This is a genomic window from Frondihabitans cladoniiphilus (assembly GCF_039544345.1).
GTDB classification, from domain to species: Bacteria; Actinomycetota; Actinomycetes; order Actinomycetales; family Microbacteriaceae; genus Frondihabitans; species Frondihabitans cladoniiphilus.
In genome coordinates, this window is sequence record NZ_BAABLM010000001.1 from 82,401 (window position 1) to 98,772 (window position 16,372).

At 69.0% G+C, this 16,372-nt stretch carries 14 protein-coding genes; 10 read left to right on the plus strand and 4 right to left on the minus strand.

The genetic code is table 11. The features are described from left to right. Positions 1-53: 53 nt before the first annotated feature. The gene (locus ABEA39_RS00455; protein ID WP_345371958.1) at positions 54-842 is read left to right on the plus strand and encodes a phosphonatase-like hydrolase; all 789 of its coding nucleotides are present in this window, start codon (positions 54-56) and stop codon (positions 840-842) included. 58 nt (positions 843-900) lie between these two features. After that, positions 901-2,124 carry a glycosyltransferase family 4 protein gene (locus ABEA39_RS00460; protein WP_345371960.1) on the plus strand — a complete coding sequence of 408 codons (1,224 nt, stop codon included), beginning with the start codon at positions 901-903 and terminating at the stop codon, positions 2,122-2,124. On the opposite strand, the gene ABEA39_RS00465 is transcribed toward ABEA39_RS00460, so the two are convergent. Together ABEA39_RS00465 and ABEA39_RS00470 are read right to left on the minus strand one after the other, a co-directional pair. Beyond that, entirely contained in the window at positions 2,042-3,607 is a 1,566-nt protein-coding gene (locus ABEA39_RS00465) for a carboxylesterase/lipase family protein (protein WP_345371962.1), read from the minus strand. The two genes, ABEA39_RS00460 and ABEA39_RS00465, sit on opposite strands and share 83 nt — an antisense overlap. Next, complete coding sequence (locus ABEA39_RS00470) at positions 3,604-4,743, minus strand: TIGR03364 family FAD-dependent oxidoreductase (protein ID WP_345371964.1); 1,140 nt, start codon at positions 4,741-4,743, stop codon at positions 3,604-3,606. The genes ABEA39_RS00465 and ABEA39_RS00470 overlap by 4 nt, the downstream gene beginning before the upstream one ends. Before the next feature lie 134 nt (positions 4,744-4,877). Between ABEA39_RS00470 and ABEA39_RS00475 the strand changes: the two genes are divergently transcribed. The 3 genes from ABEA39_RS00475 (at position 4,878) to ABEA39_RS00485 (ending at position 9,151) form a co-directional block, all read left to right on the plus strand. Then, positions 4,878-5,300 carry a hypothetical protein gene (locus ABEA39_RS00475; RefSeq protein WP_345371966.1) on the plus strand — a complete coding sequence of 141 codons (423 nt, stop codon included), beginning with the start codon at positions 4,878-4,880 and terminating at the stop codon, positions 5,298-5,300. A 99-nt stretch (positions 5,301-5,399) separates the two neighbouring features. After that, entirely contained in the window at positions 5,400-6,794 is a 1,395-nt protein-coding gene (locus ABEA39_RS00480; protein WP_345371968.1) for an SWIM zinc finger family protein, read from the plus strand. Further along, positions 6,782-9,151 (plus strand): DUF6493 family protein, encoded by a 2,370-nt coding sequence (locus ABEA39_RS00485; protein ID WP_345371970.1) that lies wholly within the window; start codon positions 6,782-6,784, stop codon positions 9,149-9,151. The genes ABEA39_RS00480 and ABEA39_RS00485 overlap by 13 nt, the downstream gene beginning before the upstream one ends. A 49-nt stretch (positions 9,152-9,200) precedes the next feature. Here ABEA39_RS00485 and ABEA39_RS00490 read toward each other — a convergent pair whose 3' ends face one another. Continuing rightward, a complete protein-coding gene (locus ABEA39_RS00490) occupies positions 9,201-10,004 on the minus strand; it encodes a class I SAM-dependent methyltransferase (RefSeq protein WP_345371972.1) in 804 nt (267 codons plus the stop codon). Positions 10,005-10,230: 226 nt separating this feature from the next. Between ABEA39_RS00490 and ABEA39_RS00495 the strand changes: the two genes are divergently transcribed. From ABEA39_RS00495 to ABEA39_RS00515, 5 genes are all read left to right on the plus strand, one after another. After that, on the plus strand, positions 10,231-10,743 hold the full coding sequence (locus tag ABEA39_RS00495) for a PTS sugar transporter subunit IIA (RefSeq protein WP_345371974.1): 513 nt from the start codon (positions 10,231-10,233) through the stop codon (positions 10,741-10,743). Between the two features lie 13 nt (positions 10,744-10,756). Beyond that, complete coding sequence (locus tag ABEA39_RS00500) at positions 10,757-11,665, plus strand: PRD domain-containing protein (RefSeq protein ID WP_345371976.1); 909 nt, start codon at positions 10,757-10,759, stop codon at positions 11,663-11,665. Between the two features lie 50 nt (positions 11,666-11,715). Next, positions 11,716-13,179, plus strand: a complete 1,464-nt coding sequence (locus ABEA39_RS00505; RefSeq protein WP_345371978.1) for a PTS transporter subunit EIIC — start codon at positions 11,716-11,718, stop codon at positions 13,177-13,179. A gap of 143 nt (positions 13,180-13,322) precedes the next feature. Further along, on the plus strand, positions 13,323-14,387 hold the full coding sequence (locus tag ABEA39_RS00510) for a hypothetical protein (protein ID WP_345371980.1): 1,065 nt from the start codon (positions 13,323-13,325) through the stop codon (positions 14,385-14,387). Further along, a complete protein-coding gene (locus tag ABEA39_RS00515; protein ID WP_345371981.1) occupies positions 14,384-15,787 on the plus strand; it encodes a glycoside hydrolase family 1 protein in 1,404 nt (467 codons plus the stop codon). Before ABEA39_RS00510 ends, ABEA39_RS00515 begins: the two co-directional genes overlap by 4 nt. Before the next feature lie 39 nt (positions 15,788-15,826). Here the strand turns inward: ABEA39_RS00515 and arfB are convergent, their stop codons facing one another. Continuing rightward, positions 15,827-16,249: an alternative ribosome rescue aminoacyl-tRNA hydrolase ArfB gene (arfB, locus tag ABEA39_RS00520; protein WP_345371983.1), complete on the minus strand. Its 423-nt coding sequence runs from the start codon at positions 16,247-16,249 to the stop codon at positions 15,827-15,829. Between the last annotated feature and the right edge of the window lie 123 nt (positions 16,250-16,372).

Sequence of the window (16,372 nt, forward strand, 5' to 3'; positions counted from 1 at the left end):
CAGGGCCCGCACCGGGTGTAGCGAAGGGGGATGCCCGCCCTACGCTCGGCAGCATGATTGAACTCGCTGTCCTCGACATGGCCGGAACGACGATCGACGACGGGGGCGCCGTGTACCGCGCCCTCGAGCAGGCCGTCCGCGACGCGGGCGCCTCGCTCACCGCCGACGACCTCCAGACCTGGATGGGCACCGACAAGGTGACCGCGATCACGAACCTGCTGCGGCTCGGGGGAGTGGAGCCCACGGCGGCCGTCGTCGAGGCGGGGTTCGCCCGCTTCAAGGCGGTTCTGGCAGCGACGTATGCCGCCGAGCCGCCCGTGGCGCTGCCGGGCGTGGGGGATGCCCTGGCCGAGCTGCGTCGGCGGGGCATCCTCGTCGCCCTCTCCACCGGGTTCGACCGCGAGGTCGCCACGGGGATCCTCGACACCCTCGGGTGGACGGTCGGCTCCTCCGCCGCCGACACGATCGACGCCCTCGTCACGACGTCGGAGGTGCCCGCCGGGCGACCGGCTCCCTACTTGATCCATCACGCGATGGAGTTGACCGGCGTGCAGGACGTGCGGCTCGTTCTCGCGGCCGGCGACACCGCGGTCGACGTGCTCGCGGCGCGGAACGCCGGGGTGATCGCCGTCGGCGTGCTGACCGGCGCCGTCGGCCGGGAGACGCTCGAGGCGCTGCCGCACGACCACGTGCTCGACGGCGTCATCGACCTCGTGGGCCTGCCCGAGTGCCAGGCCGCCCGCGAAGCACAGGCCGCCCCCGAAGCACAGGGCGCACCTGAAGCACAAGCCGCCCCCGAAGCGCAGGGTTCACCCGACCGCCAGGCCGCCGTCGCCCGGTAGCCTCCGCCCGTTCGCCGGGGGTCCGTAGCGTCGAGAGCACCTCGACGAAGGGCAATCCATGCGTGTCGCGATCGTGACCGAGAGCTTTCTCCCCACCGTCAGCGGAGTCACCACCAGCGTGCTCCGGATCCTCGACCACCTCGCCCTCCGCGGCCACGAGGCCATGGTCATCGCCCCCGCCGGCGACGGGCCCTCGCACTACGCCGGCTTCCCCGTCCACCGCATGCCGGCGGTCGCCTACCGGCAGTTCCCCGTGGGCATCCCCGGCCCGCAGATGACCAGCCTGATCGCCGCGTTCGCCCCCGACGTCGTCCACGCCGCCTCGCCGTTCGTGCTCGGGGCCCAGGCGATCGTCGTGGCCGAGCGGCTCGGGATCCCGTCGGTGGCGGTGTTCCAGACCGACATGGCCCGGTACGCCGCGCGCAACGGCTTCGGCGCGGCCTCGGCGGCCCTCGTCTGGAAGATCGTCCGCCGTGTGCACGCCGGAGCCACCCTCACCCTCGTGCCGTCCGAGGCGTCCCGGCGCGACCTCGAGCGGGCCGGCGTCGACCGACTCGCCCGCTGGGGGCGCGGCGTCGACTCGGTGCGGTACCACCCGAACAGGCGCTCGTCCCCCGCGGCCCTCGAACTGCGCGATCAGCTCGCGCTGCCCTCCGAGGTCATCGTGGGCTACGTCGGCCGGCTCGCCGCCGAGAAGGAGCTCACCCGTCTCGCCGCCCTCCGAGGTCAGCGGGGCATCCGTCTCGTCGTGGTCGGGGACGGCCCGGACCGGCGGATGCTCGGCCGACGTCTCGCGGCCCTGGATCCCACCTTCCTCGGCGCCCTCCACGGCGACGACCTCGCCACCGCCTACGCGGCACTCGACGTGTTCGTGCATCCGGGCACCCTGGAGACCTTCGGACAGACGCTGCAGGAGGCCCACGCGGCGGGCCTGCCGGTGGTCGCACCGGCCGCCGGCGGACCCCTCGACCTCGTGCGGCATGGCGTCGACGGGTTCTTGTTCGACCCGCGCCACGACCACTCGTTGAGGCGAGCCGTGCGGACGCTCGTCGCGGATCCGGCCCTGCGCGCGCGCTTCGGCGAGGCCGGGCGGCGGGTGGTGCTCGACCGAACCTGGGAGCACGTCTGCGACGAGCTCCTCGGGCACTACGCGGCCGTGGTGGGTCTGGCGGTCTCTCCGCCGAGGCAGCGCGCCGGGGTCACAGGTGCGGCACGAACTCCTGCCACGCTTTCCGACGGCTCCGGCGCGGGTCCGACTCGATCCGGTCGCGGAAGTCGATGATCAGCGTGCGCCGCAGGGGCCGCTCGTACTTCGGCCACTCGCGGACCGCGCCCGTCCGGATGAACTCGAGCCAGCGCATCCTCATCCGGCCCGCCGCCTTGTAGAACGCGCTGCGCCCGCCGAGCAGCCCGAGCCCGAGGCCGATCGGAGAGTGGTGGCGGTCGTCGAACAGGGCCCAGAGGTCGAGGCCGTGGAACGCGTCAACGCCGGCCACGCGGAGCATGCGCGGGGCCGCGTCGAAGCGGTAGAAGTAGACGGGCTGGTGGGCCGAGTGGCGTTCGGCCACCTTGATGGACGGGAACCAGAACGCGAAGTCGCCGGCGAAGTCGGCCGCGGCCCGTTTCTCCGGCAGCCCCGGGTACTGCCGCTTGATCGCCTTGCGCGACTTCTTCGGCGTCTTGCGGAAGATCGCCCGGATGCGCGGGGGCGTCGTGGCCAGGATGTCCCGTCGCCCGGTGAACACGGACGCCTCGCGGTCGTTCGTGCCGATGATCAGGGGCACGGGATGCGCGCGCCCGGCCTTGAACGCGTCGAGGGGGCGTTCGGGCAGGAACTCCCCGTCGATCACCGGCGCCAGGCAGATCGCTCCGGGCTCGGCGTCCGGGGTCCGGAGGCTGAGGCGCGCCGTCGCCCGGACCAGGGCGGACGTCGGCGCGGAGAGCAGCAGAGCGGCGGCGTCTTCGCGCGAAGTCGACTCGAGGTCGTCGTCGGAGACGAGGTGACTCAGGTCCTCGAGGAAGTCCTGCGCCCATCTCTCGGTCACGTCGGGCGGGTAGATCGCGTTCGTCGGCGAGCTCTGGGCGATCGCCCGCGCGAACAGCCCGCGCGCCCGCGGCACCGCCATCAGGGTCGTGACCGCGTTGGCACCGCTGCTCTCGCCCGCGAGCGTGACCGCTGCAGGATCCCCGCCGAAGGCCCGGATGTTGTCGCGGACCCACTCGAGGGCCTGCACCTGGTCGCGAAGGCCCAGATTCGAGTCGAGGGGATGCGCGGGGTCGGCCCAGGCGCTGAAGTCGAGGTACCCGAGGGCCCCGAGTCGGTAGTTGAAGCTGACGTAGACGATGCCGCCCTGCCGCACGAGCCCTTCGCCCTGTCGCGGGAACTCCCGCGAGGAGCCGACGGCGTACGCCCCGCCGTGCACGAACACGAGCACCGGCAGCTCGTCGCCCGGCGCGGACCCCTCGGGCGCGACCACGTTGATCGTCAGGCAGTCCTCGTTCTGCGGCGTCGTAGTGTCGATGCCCACGAACTGGCCGCGGTCCTGGGGCGCCGCAGGCCCGAACTCGCGACTCGCGCGCACTCCGTGCCACGGGCGTGCGGGCCGAGGCGCGCGGAACCGGAGCGGCCCGATCGGCGGGGCGGCGAAGGGCATCCCGCGCCAGGCGAGCACGCCGCGCTCGGCGACCCCGAGCACCTCGCCCGCCGTCGTCGACCGGATCAGCCGGTGAGTGTTCGCGCCCGCCGCGACAGGGGTCGCCGTCACGCCCCGACCGGCTCGTAGATCTCGGCCATCACCCGGTCCGCGAGTCCGAGCCCGGTGGTCATGCCGATGCCGGTCGTGACGCCGACCACGTGCACGCCCTCGACGGGCGACTCGACCAGGAACTCGGCTGGCGCCGACGCGTAGACGCCCTGCCACCGCTCGACGACCCGGATGCCGTCCGGGGCCTGACCGAAGAACTCGGCCGCCAGCCGCAGCAGCTCGTCGAACGCTGCCTCCTGCTGGAACGGCGCGATCGCGTCGCCGCGGTAGTGCGTGTCGCCGACGATCACAGTGCCGTCGGGCAGCTGCGTGTACATCTGGTTCAGATCGAGAGCCGCGAGCGTGGGATGCACGGACCACAGCCGGTCCCGCACCCCCGCCAACGAGGGGGAGCCCGCGAACCCGGAGTAGCGGAGCATCGACCAGCCGGTCAGCACCGGACCCTCGAGTGGTGCCCGGAGCCCCGGGATCGACACCCGCAGCATGTCGAGGCCGCAGCGGCGCACCTCGTACTGGGCGGCGAGGTCGGGGAAGAGCTGGTCGAGGTCGTGGTTCACGGCGACGACGATCGTGTCGGCGCCGACGCGGCCGCGGGTGGTGTGGAGGCGCCCGGTGCGGATCGTGCGGACGGCGGTCTGGAACTGGAACTCGACGCCTCGCGACCGGAGGTACGCCGTGATCTTCGCCAGGGCATCCCGCGGATTCACCTGGACGTCGTCGAGAAGGCGCACACCACCGGTGGCGATGCCCGCGCCGACGCCGGTCCTCGCGGTGACCTCGTCGGCGTCGATCTCCTCGACCTGCGCGGGGCGGCGGGCGGCGAACTCCCGGAGTGCGGCCAGCTCGTCGTCGGCGCGAGCGACCACGAAGGCGCCCTCGCGCAGCCACAGGCCGGTCTCCTCGGCGAGACGCAGCCAGAGCTCGCGGGTGCGTTCGGCGTGGACCTGCGCCGCGCCCGACTGGACGGTGATGCAGCAGTGGCCGAAGTTGCGGATCGACGACCCGGTCTGTTCGGCGCCCCGATCGATGACGAGCACGCGCATCCCCCGGTCGATCGCCGCAAGGGCGTGCCCGAGACCGACGATGCCGGCGCCGACGATCGCCACGTCGACGATCTGATCCATGTTCTTGGCCATGTCGGCGAGAGTAGGTCGGCCGGGCCAACGGCGGGTGAACGGGAGGTGCGGGGTCGAATCATAGGGAATGGAGAGGTCGCCTCCCTAGGCTGCCGGAGGTCCGTTCCGGGCCGTCCTCCCAACCGAAAGCGTCTATGTCGATCACCACTGCAAGCCGTCCCTCGAAGATCAACATCCCGCGCATGGTGCTGTGGCTGGCGTCCCTCGTCGTCGCGGTCGTCGGATACTTCCTCATGACCACCTCGAACAGCAAGGAGGCCGCCCTGTACGTCTCCGGCAAGGCCGACTACCCGAAGCTCTTCGCGGCGCAGTCCGGCAGCACCATCGGCGGGCTGCTCATCGCCGCCGGCGTGATCGGTGCCCTGCTCGCTCTGACCTCGATGGCCATCACGCGCCACATGGCGTCGCCGATCGCGGGGGATGCCCGGGCCGCCGACTTCGCCCCTGCCGACTTCGACGAGGCCGACTTCGACGAGGCCGACGCCGAGCCCGCTCCCGTCGTGCCCGCCGCCGAGCCTGCTCCCGTCGCGCCCGACGCCGGGCCCGCCGCTCGCTGACCGCGTCCCGGGCGGCCGACACGGGTCGTCTTTCAGCGCTGGCTACGATGACTTCATGACGGATCATCACCTCATCGTGTCGGGGTCGGGTCGGGGCGCATGATCGCAGCGCCGTCCGTCAGCTACCGATACGCCTCGCCCTCGGCCCTGTCGAGCGATGGCACCGGCTCGCGCCTGTCATTGGCGACGAGTGGCGGCAGCACCCCTGCCGGCGAGGTGGACAGTCCCTACTTCTTCCAGGGTTTCGTCGAACGGCCGGCAGTGGTCGCCCAGGCTCTCCTGCTGCTGGCCCGCGTCGCCCGAACACGGTTCTACGTTCCCCCGAACGCCCTGGCGGCGGTTCTCCGTGCCGCCGATCCGGTGATCACGGCGACGCCCGACGGTCTTCGGTTCGAGGCGTTCAGCGTCTGCTGCGGTGTCTACGCGCGTCTGGACATCGACGCCGGCGCCCTCGACATCGCTCACCTCGCGGCCGGGGTGACGAACGTCGACGTGAACCCGCCCCTCCGTCAGGCTCTCGCGGGTCTGCGACCCAGTGAACCGTTGCACCTGAGGGTGGGGGAGGAGGAGCTTCGGGTCGCCACCCTCGACGACGAGCTCGTCGAGGAATCCGTCCCGCTTCCGACACGGTGGCTCAAGGGGTTCGCCGAGACTCAGGTGCTCTTCGCCGGCATGTCGCTCCGACACGAACTGAGTGGTATCGCCGTCTCCCGGTTCATCCAATCCCTGCCACGGGCGTCGTCGACGAAGTCGGCGTTGTGGGCCACCCACGCAGGGCGCGCCCTGCGCCTGGCCTCGCGACCGACGCCCGGAGCCGTCTGCGTCGCGGGCCCGGAACGGCTGCGGGTCCTCGAACCGCTTCTCCGGTTCGCGACGGGGCTCCGCGCCTACGGGCCGGATGCGCATTCCGATTCGCTCCCGATGTCGAGCGCCTGGGTCCTGGAGATGCCGGGGGCGCGCGTGACGATCGGGCTCAGCCCCGAGAAGTCGCGGGGTTTCTCCGGGGAGGGTGCGCTGCTCACCTCACTCGCGGCAGACGTCGAACCGGAAGCCCTCCGCCTCGTCTCGAACCGTTTGGCCTTCCAGTCCCGAATCCAGCCGGGCCGCCTCGCCGCAGACGTCGGGCTTCCCGAGAACGACATCGCGCCGATTCTGGGGGCGCTGGCCTCGTTCGGGCAGCTCGGGTTCGACTTCCGCGCCGAGGCCTACTTCCACCGGCCGCTTCCGATGCGGACCGAACTGCTCGACGACCTGCATCCCCGTTTCTCGGACGCTCGGAAGCTCGTCGAAGACGGCTGCGTGTCGGACGGGGGCGACAGTTCCTACGTCGTGCGTTCCGCCGAGGCGCAATACCGCGTCGTCCTCGGCGTCGACGAGGATCGATGCACGTGCCTCTGGTACACCAGGCATCGGGGTACCCGCGGACCGTGCAAGCACGTGCTCGCTGCGCGGACGTGGGCGGGTCACGCGCCCGAGGCGGCGTGTACCGCGTGACGGAGTACAAACACCTCTGGGACTTCTACCGCGACCTGTCGCGTCTCCTTGGCGAGGGCGCGACACTCCGAGACCTCTACGAAGCCCTGCTCATGGTTCCTGCGGACGAGAGACAACGAGAGGACGGCTCTCCGGCCGAGCTGCAGTCGTTGAGTCAGTGGTGGTCGCAGTCGCCGTCCTTCGTGCCCATCCGACTCCGCGAACTCTTCGAGGGTCTCGAGGTGCCGCACGGCGAGGACTACGTGCTGGCCATGGTGGGCCACCTCGGCGGGAGGCACGAGCAGGAGGTGCGCCTGCACCTCTTGCGTCACGACTCCCAGCTGAGGGACGACCTCTTCTGGCGGATCTTCGAGGTCGAGGGTAATGCCGGTATATCGCTCGCCAATGTCGACAAGTACTCGAGCCGCGACCTCGATTGGCACAGGACCGTCATTCGACTCGTCGACGAGGGCACGATCAACCGTGCGCGTGTGCTGCGCTCGTGCCTCGAAGCCCTGAATCGCGACTTCGCCTCGTACCGAGCCGGCTGGTTCTCGAAGACGTACAACGCCCTGGTGCCGGACGCGTCGGAAGCGGCGGCGGATCAAGCTCTGCTCAGGCAGTGCCTCGGCTCGTCGGTCACGGCGACGGTCTCGCTCGCAGCCACGCACCTCGCGCTCATCCACAAGCAGGGCCTTCTGGAAGCGCCGCAGTTCGTGGAGGCGTGCGCCGCCGCGCTTTCCGGACCCAAGGCCGCCGCCGTCGGCATCCTCCGAATCCTCGAGACGATCGCCGGCGACGATGCGGTCTCGGTCGACGCGGTGGTCTCGGCTGCGTCCTCGGGGCTCGCCCATCCGCACGTCGACGTTCAGCGGGCCTCGATCCGCCTCCTGCAGAGGCTGGGCCGCGAAGACATCGCGCGGGATTCGTCCGGTGATCTCGCACCCGCAGTGGTCGCCGAGCTCTTGCCGAGTGCGGCCCCGGTCGCCGCCGTTGCTCGGCTCAGCGATGCGACGCCAGGGCGGTCGCTCGCTGCCGCGCCCGTCCAGCCCTGGAGCGACGAGGATGCACGGGAGCGGTTCGCCGAGTTCCTCGAGTTCCGGACGAGCGCCCTCGACCTCGAACTCGCTCTGGCGTGGCTGGCGATCACGGAGAACGCGGCTTCCACTCTCACGCCCCTCCTGAAGCGTGCCCTCAGGAGTCAACCCGACGGCGGCGATCAGTGGCTCGGCCCGCTCGTGCAGGTGGCCGTCGATCCCGAGACGATCTTTCTTCCTCGCCCGATCTGGCAGCGGACCAGAATGGTGCTCGTCGACGGCGTGTACGTCGAACGTCCGGACGGGCAACCGACGCCGCTTCGCACCGAGGAGGAGAGGACGGCACTGCCCAGTCTCGTCACTCGGCTTCGGGAAGTCGCTTCGATCCTGCAAGGACGCACGCCCCGCCGTCGCCTGCTCGCCACACCGACCGACACGCAGGGATGGATCGATCCCGACGTCCTGCTCGAGCGCTTCGACTCCGGTCCGGTCCCGCTGCCCGTCGACCTCACTCAGGCGATCCTGCGGATCCGACCGGCCGATCGAGATCGGATCACTCGCGCCCTCGGTGCAGAAAGGCCCGTGATCACCGAGGCGATGTCGATCGAGTGGACCTCGAGAGTGTCGTCCGCGGTGCGCCCGAGCGGCTCTCCCAAGTGGATCTGGTGGAGCCCCGTCATCGTCGCGGACCCCGTCACGGACCCGTCTCCGCTTCAGCCCGCCTTGATCCCGTCGATCACGACCTCGCGATGGGACCTCGAACGACGGCAGGTGAGCCCGCTGGTGGCGGGGGCTCTGGGGCTCGTCGATCCCTCGTCGACCCTTCCGTTCGCGGCAGTCGCCGTGCCCGTCATGCATTCGGCCACGTCGGAGGTGAATCTGTCGGCCGGCACGAGTCTCAGCACGCTCGCGTCGCACCCCGGAGTCTGGACCTCGGAGACCGCGCAGGTCCTCGCACTCGGGATGGCGGCTCTTCGTGCCGAGCATCGCACCCACGCCGCGGAGCTCTTCGCGGCAGCCATCCCTTCGCGCATTTCGCCGCAGCAAGCGGCGATCGGGTTCGCGGGATGCCAACCGGCCATCGCTCTCAGTCGCTGGGCGTCGTCGCTCTCGGACGCCGCCATGCTCGCGCCGGACGCGGTCGTCGATCTGCTCACCCACTTGCTGCCGAGGCTCCCTCGCGCCGCTCGAGGGATCGGCGCCCTCGTGGGGCTCCTCCTCGACGAGAGCCTGCGTCACCACCGAGCCGTGAGCGATCCCGCACTCCGCGTCTGGCTCGCGGCCTTCACGGGCTCGAGTGGCACGGCCAAGGCGGCTCGGGGCGCGCTCGCCCTCGGCTGAGCGCATCAGGCACCCGACTCAGCGCCGAAGGGTCACTTCGGGCGGCGGGTCATGCGGGACGGGCCACGATCAGGCGGAGGGAGCCGGCGAAGGTGGGCTGCGTTCGCAGGTGGCCGTGCCGTGCATCCCACGTGCCCGAGGCGAGATCGGCTCGGAGAGACTCATCGAACCGGGCGCCGACCGAGGGATCGACGAAGCTCCACGCCGAGTTCGCGAGGCGGGCGCCGGGGTCGAGGAGCGCCTCCGGACGGCCGTAGTAGGCCTCGGAGAACCCGTCGGTGCACTGCAGAGGGATGGGGAGGGGCGTGACCGTGACGGAGCCGCCCAGGCCGGACTCGATGTCGGCGACGGCCGGATAGCGTCGAGCTTCGGTCGCGATGACCTCGGGGGCGTACTCGTTCAGCCAGGAGGCCTGCAGGCCGCTCGGATCGCAGGTGAGGATGACGACGGGGCCGCGCGTGACGCGACGCGCCTCGCCAAGGCCCGCCCGAAGGTCTCGCCACTGGTGGACGGTGAAGGACGCGAGGGCAGCGTCGAAGGCGCCGTCGGCGAATGGGAGGTGCTCCGCGACGGCGTCGATCGCGGGGACGGATCCGGCGGGGCGCTGAGCGCGCATCGCGGCACTGGGCTCGATCGCGGTGACGTCGAGGCCGGTGGGCTCGTAGGAGCCGGCGCCGGCACCGATGTTGATCAGCGTCCTCGCGTCTGCCAAGGCGTTCTGGATCGCCGCGACGAAGGCCTGCTCCGGCTGCCGGTACCGGGCGTAGTCGGAGGCGATGACCCCGTAGTCGGCGTCGCCTGCGCTGCCGTCGGCGCTTCGCGGTCGTGTGCTGCTGCTCTTCTGCTCGGGCATGTCTCCACCCTGCTGCACTGCGACGCGGATTGCGAGTGGTCGGCCGAGCCTGGGGATGGAGCCAGTAGTTGACAGGGGAATGGACCTGGGCGTACGTTCCTTCCAACGGACATGTAACCGGTAGTGCGGGCAGGATCTGGCAGAGCGAATCGCAAGTGCGATTCCTTCCGCTAGGTCCTTTTTTTGTGCCCTCTTCCGGTTCTCCAACAATCGACAAAGGTGTGCGATGAGTGATTCTGAAGAAGTCTTCGAGGTTCTGAGTCCTGTGGATGGCATCATGATGCCGCTCGAGCTGGTCCCTGATCCCGTCTTCGCCCGGGGCATGTTGGGCAAGGGCTGCGCGATCAGCCCGACGAATGGTGAAGTCCGCAGCCCCATCAGCGGCAAAGTGGCGGTCGCGTTCCCGACAGGGCATGCGATCGGCGTGGTCGGTCGCGATCAGGCGGAGGTCCTGGTGCACATCGGCCTCGACACCGTCGAGCTGAACGGATCGGCGTTCCGGGCGAGGCTTGCGGTCGGCGAAGACGTCTCCGCAGGCGACCTCGTGATCGAAGCCGATCTCGCGCAGATCGAGGAGGCCGGTTTCAGCACGGTCATTCCGGTCGTCGTCACCAACACCGACGAATTCGACTTCGACATGGCTCGGCCCATGGGAGCCATCAGGGCAGGGGAGCCGATGTTCACGCTTCGCCGCCGCACGCCGGTCGACGCGTCCCTGGCGCGCCAAGCGGCGAGTTGAGGCGGAAGGCGAGATGAATCCGCGCCACCGGATCGTCAAGGTCCTGAACTCGAGCGTGGTGCTCGCAATCGACGAGTCCGGCAAAGAAGTGATCCTGATCGGACGGGGTATCGGGTACGCGCGAAAGCCGGGCGACCAGGTGTCCGAGGACGAAGTCAACAGGGTCTTCCTGCCATCGGGCGACTCCGACAAACAGGCGCTCTTCGACCTCCTGTCCGACATCGCTCCGGAGTACGCCATCCTCACGCGGGACATCGTCGGGCTGGCCCAACGGCGCCTCGAGGTGGAGCTCAATCCCCATCTCCTCCTGGTGCTGACCGACCACATCCAGTTCGCCGTCGAACGCGAGTCGCAGGGCATCCGACCCGGTAACTCGCTGGCCTGGGAGATCCGGACCTACTATCCGGTCGAATACCAGATCGGGTGCGAGGCACTCGAGATGATCGCCGATCGAGTGAGTGTCCGCCTCTCCGACGACGAGGCAGCGAACATCGCGTATCACCTCGTCAACGCCCGAACGCACCAGGACGGCGCCTTCGACGCATTCGCAGCGGCCGGCCTCATGGCGGAGATCGTCGAGATCATCCGGGACGAGCATCCCGAGTTCGAAGCCCACAGCGATCTCGACCACCGGCGCCTCCTCGTGCACGTGCAGTTCTTCGTCGAGCGACTCTTCACGGGCCGGCTCCTCGAGGGGACGCACCTGTATCCGCAGCTCGCCGAGCAGGCTCCTCGGGCAATGGCCCTGGCGGAGCGCATCCGGCGACACGTGTCGAGGCAGCAGCCGACCGCGGTCACCGACGAGGAGACGGCCTACCTCGCTCTCCACATCGAGCGTGTCATCCACGGCACCCTCGTCAGCAGTTCGTCCGAAACGACACCCCCCGCACCATCGGGTTCCGCGAAGGCGTGGAACCGGTAGCCGACCCTCGAGGCAGTGACGCCTCGGGGTCCTCGAAGAAAGGCACCACGATGTCCTACGAAACCGCAACCGAAGAGATCCTCGCGAAAGTGGGTGGCCTGCCGAACGTCACGCAGGTGCAGAACTGCGCCACCCGCCTCCGCCTCACCCTGAAAGACCTGACCGCTGTCGACGCGGCCGGCCTCGAGGCCATGCCCGAGGTGCTGGGCACGGTCAACACGGGCCGTCAATATCACATCGTCATCGGCAACGACGTGCCCAAGTACCGGCAGGAGGTCGTGCGATACGCCGCCGCTCACGGCGTCGACTTCGCCGGTGGAGCCGTCCCTCCCCAGGCGGTGAGAACCCTGGAGGAGAGGAGGGTCGACGCCGAACTCATGAAAGAGAGGGTGTCGGGGGCGTCGCGGGCGAAGAGCGTCGCGAGCGCCGTCCTGAACTACATCGCAGGCGCGATGTCGCCACTGCTCCCGGCCCTCGTCGGCTCGGGCATCCTCAAGGGCTTCCTCGCCGTCGCGGTGGCCATCGGCCTCCTCGACGCGAAGTCGTCCACCTACGTCATCTTCGCGGGGATCTCGAGCGCGGTGTTCACGTTCCTCCCGATCCTCGTCGCGTTCACCGCCGCGCGGACCCTCGGCGTCAACGAGTACATCGCCGCCACCATCGGGGCGGCGCTGATGGCTCCGACGATCACCGCCCTGGTGACGTCTCCGGGGAAAGTGGTCGACTTCCTCGGGATCCCGGCGCACATGTTCGACTACTCGAGCACGCTGTTCCCGTCGTTGGTCGCGATCTGGGTCTACAGCTACGCCGACAAGTGGCTCAACCGTGTCGTGCACAAGGACTTCAAGATGCTGGTGATCCCCTTCGTGGGCCTCGTCGTCTTCGTTCCGTTCACGCTCCTCGTCCTGGGGCCGCTCGCCTATTACATCTCGCAGGGCATCTCGGTGGGCTACACGGCGATGTTCGATTTCAGCCCGATCCTCACCGGCCTGGTCATCGGAGCGGTGTTCTCGTTCCTCGTCCTGTTCGGCATCCACTGGGCCTTCATCCCCATCATGATCACGGCGATCGCCACGACGGGCGTCAGCTCGCTCTTCGTTCTGGCGGGTGCATCGAACCTGGCCGCCATCTCCCTTCCCCTGGGCATCCTCCTCTGGACAAAGGTCGCTCGAGAACGGACCATTGCCGGCGGCTTGCTCTTCACGGCCATCTTCTCGGGCGTGACGGAACCGATCATGTTCGGCTACGTGCTGCGCAACAAGCGCTTCGTCGCCCCGTTGGTCATCACCGGTGCGACAATCGGTGCCGCTTTCGGTTTCTTCAACGCCGAGGCCCATGGCTTCGCCCTCCTGAGCCTCTTCGCCCTGCCCCTGTTGACCGCGAACGGAAGCACCCTCCTCTTCGCGATCCTCGCCGTCGGCGGCCTCGTCCTCGGCGCCATCGTCACCCGATTCTTCCTGTTCTCGCGGAAAGCAGTCCAGGAGCGGGCGGAGGAGGCCGAGCGAGCCGCCTGAGAGCGGGGAACGGACCGGCCGGCGCGGTCGTCCGCGCGGACGGGGCCGACAGTGGGGCATTCCGGGCCCCGCCACCAGGTCCGCCTCCGCCCCCTCATTCCCATACACACCCCTCCCACCCTCGAAACACAGAAGGACACCCCATGACGAAAGACCAGCAGCAGCTCGCCGAGACCAATTACGTCGTCCGTCACATGGTCGACGACGACCTCGGCTTCCGGCCCGAGATCTTCCAGGTGGAAGGGGACTCGCCCTACGAGTTGTGCAAGCACTACGTGTACCTGCAGTTCCTCGTGGAAGGCGACGAGCAGCCGCACTACTACATGCGGAACTTCAAGCCCGGTGCCATCCGCTGGGGCGGCATCGTCAAACTCGGCGACGGTCCGCTCGAGCCCCAACAGCCCGGTCAGGGCCACTACCGCGACCTCGCCCAGGAGGGCGTGCCCCTCAAGGGATACGAGGAGGTGTCGGACGCCCCGGTGACGTACGCCAGTGAGACGACCGAGCCGTACCTCCTTCAGAGCAAGACGGCCGATCGGATCGTCATCAAGGAGGGCGACGTCCTCGACATCACCGGTGAATACTGGCCGGTCGGCATGTTCTCGGGCAAGAACTCGGCACTCGGCGGCGGCTACATCTGGCAGCCGTTCACCTTCTCGGGCACGTACGAGGGCAAACCGGTGACCGGAATCGGACAGTTCGACCACTGCTTCGCCACGGCCGACGACGTCGACGGACGAATGGAACTCATCTACAACTACGTGGCGAGCAGTGTCTACTGCGGCATCAGGAAGGACGGACGACGCGAGTTCTTCTACGGCTTCATGCGGAAGGCCAACGGCTACGGCACAGCGGTCTACTGGCTCGAGGGCGAGGAGCCGATCGTCACCGAGCAGTCCGAGATCGAGGTGGAGTACTTCCCGCTCGGCTGGGTCGACGAGGGGGACACCACCTGCGCGTTCAAGAACATCACCTGGCGGTTCGCGGACAAAGAGATCCACTTCACCGGCAAATGGGGGAGTCGACGCTTCACCGACCACCCGAAGGGCGAGCCGGCCGGTTGGAGCAACGTGTTCGGCACGTGGTACTCGGGGGACACCCCCATCGACTACGCGCTCTCCGAGACCTGGAACGAGACCATGGCTTCGACCGCCGGCGAACTGCGAGCGCTGGGCTACACGGTGCACGACTCGTCGGTCTCGGTATGAGGTTTCCGGACGGGTTCCTCTGGGGCGGAGCCACCGCGGCGAACCAGATCGAGGGTGGCTTCGATGAAGGCGGCAAGGGCGTGTCGATCCAGGACGTCATGCCCTCGGGCGTCTCTCGTCCGCCCACGGAGGAACCCACTCCGGCCAATCTCAAGCAGGTGGGGATCGACTTCTTCCATCGCTACGCCGAGGACATCGCTCTCTTCGCCGAGATGGGGTTCCGCGTCTACCGGTTCTCGATCGCCTGGAGTCGTATCTTCCCTCGCGGCGACGAGGCCGAGCCGAACGAGGAAGGGCTGGCGTTCTACGACCGGGTGCTCGACGAGCTCGAGAGGTTCGGAATCGAGCCCCTCGTCACGATCAGCCACTACGAGACGCCGCTCCACCTGGCGCGGACGTACGACGGGTGGGCGTCGCGGGAGATGATCGGTTTCTACGAAACCTTCAGTCGGGCGCTGTTCGAGCGCTACGGCACACGCGTCAAACGGTGGCTGACGTTCAACGAGATCAACGCGGTGCTGCATCAGCCGCTCCTGTCGGGTGCCATCTGGACTCCGAAGGAGCAGCTCCCGGAGCGCGTCCTCTACCAGGCGATCCACCACGAACTCGTCGCCAGCGCGCGCGTCACCCGGTTGGCGCACGAGCTGGTCGAGGAGGTGCGCGTCGGATGCATGGTCATCGCTGCTCCGGTGTACCCGCTGACTCCGTCACCGGCAGATGCGCTCGCCGTCCGGCAGCGCGAGCACGAGAACCTGGCCTTCGGCGACATCCACGTGCAAGGCCGCTATCCGGGCTATTACATCCGCATGCTCCGGGAGAAAGGGGTGGAGCTCGACGTCACCGAGCAGGATCGACAGGACCTCACCCATACGGTCGATTTCGTCTCCTTCAGCTACTACATGAGCCTGTGCGAGACGGCGGGTCCCGACCGGGAGGTGGGCCCGGGCAACCTGATCGGCGGCGTCGTGAATCCCACCCTCCCGGCGTCCGAGTGGGGGTGGCAGATCGATCCCGTGGGTCTGCGCCTCGTCATCGAGAGCTTCTGGGAGCGGTGGGGCAAACCGCTCTTCGTCGTCGAGAACGGTCTCGGCGCCAAGGACTCCCTCGTCGAGGTCGACGGCACCCGGACCGTCGTCGACGATTACCGCATCGCCTATCTCAACGACCACCTGTATCAGGTGGGTGAGGCCGTCGAGAGTGGAGCGGAGGTCCTCGGCTACACGATGTGGGGTCCCATCGATCTGGTGAGCGCGTCCACGGCGCAGATGAGCAAGCGGTACGGCTTCATCTACGTGGATCGCAACGACGACGGCTCGGGCACGCTGGATCGGTTTCGCAAGAAGTCCTTCGACTGGTTTAGAGAAGTCATCGCCACGAACGGTGCGTCGCTGACCGGGTGACCTCGGCGTCGACGACGGTTCCCGTCGGCGGCCTCGGTGCTATTCGGCGTCGGGCCGCCGCCGCTGCCGCTTCGTCTCGGACCGGGCGCCCTTCGCGGCGAGGCGGCGACGGTTCGACCCGCGGGTGCGCCGGGTCGGCCGTCGGTTCGGCGCCGCCGGTGCGAGGCCCTCGGCCACCAGCTCGGCGAGCTTGTCGAGAGCGATCTCGCGGTTGCGGAGCTGAGAGCGTTGTTCGGCGGCCGTGACGGTCAGCACCCCGTCGACGAGGCGGCGCTCGAGTCGCGCGAGCAGCAGGAGTCGCTGATCGTCGGAGAGCACCACCGACTCCGCGACGTTCCACGAGAGCTGCACCCGGCTGTCGGACGTGTTGACGTGCTGGCCACCGGGGCCCGACGAGCGCGAGAACCGCCAGCCGAGCTCGGCTGCCGGAATCGTGAGCGCGGGCGACACCTCCAGGTCCATGCGCACAAGGGTCGCACGTCGCCGGTCCGCGCGGGTCTTCCATCCACGAGGCAGCGCCATTCACGCAAGGCATCGCGACGCGGCGCGATACCGTGCGGAAAACGCGACGCCTTGCGGGAAGGA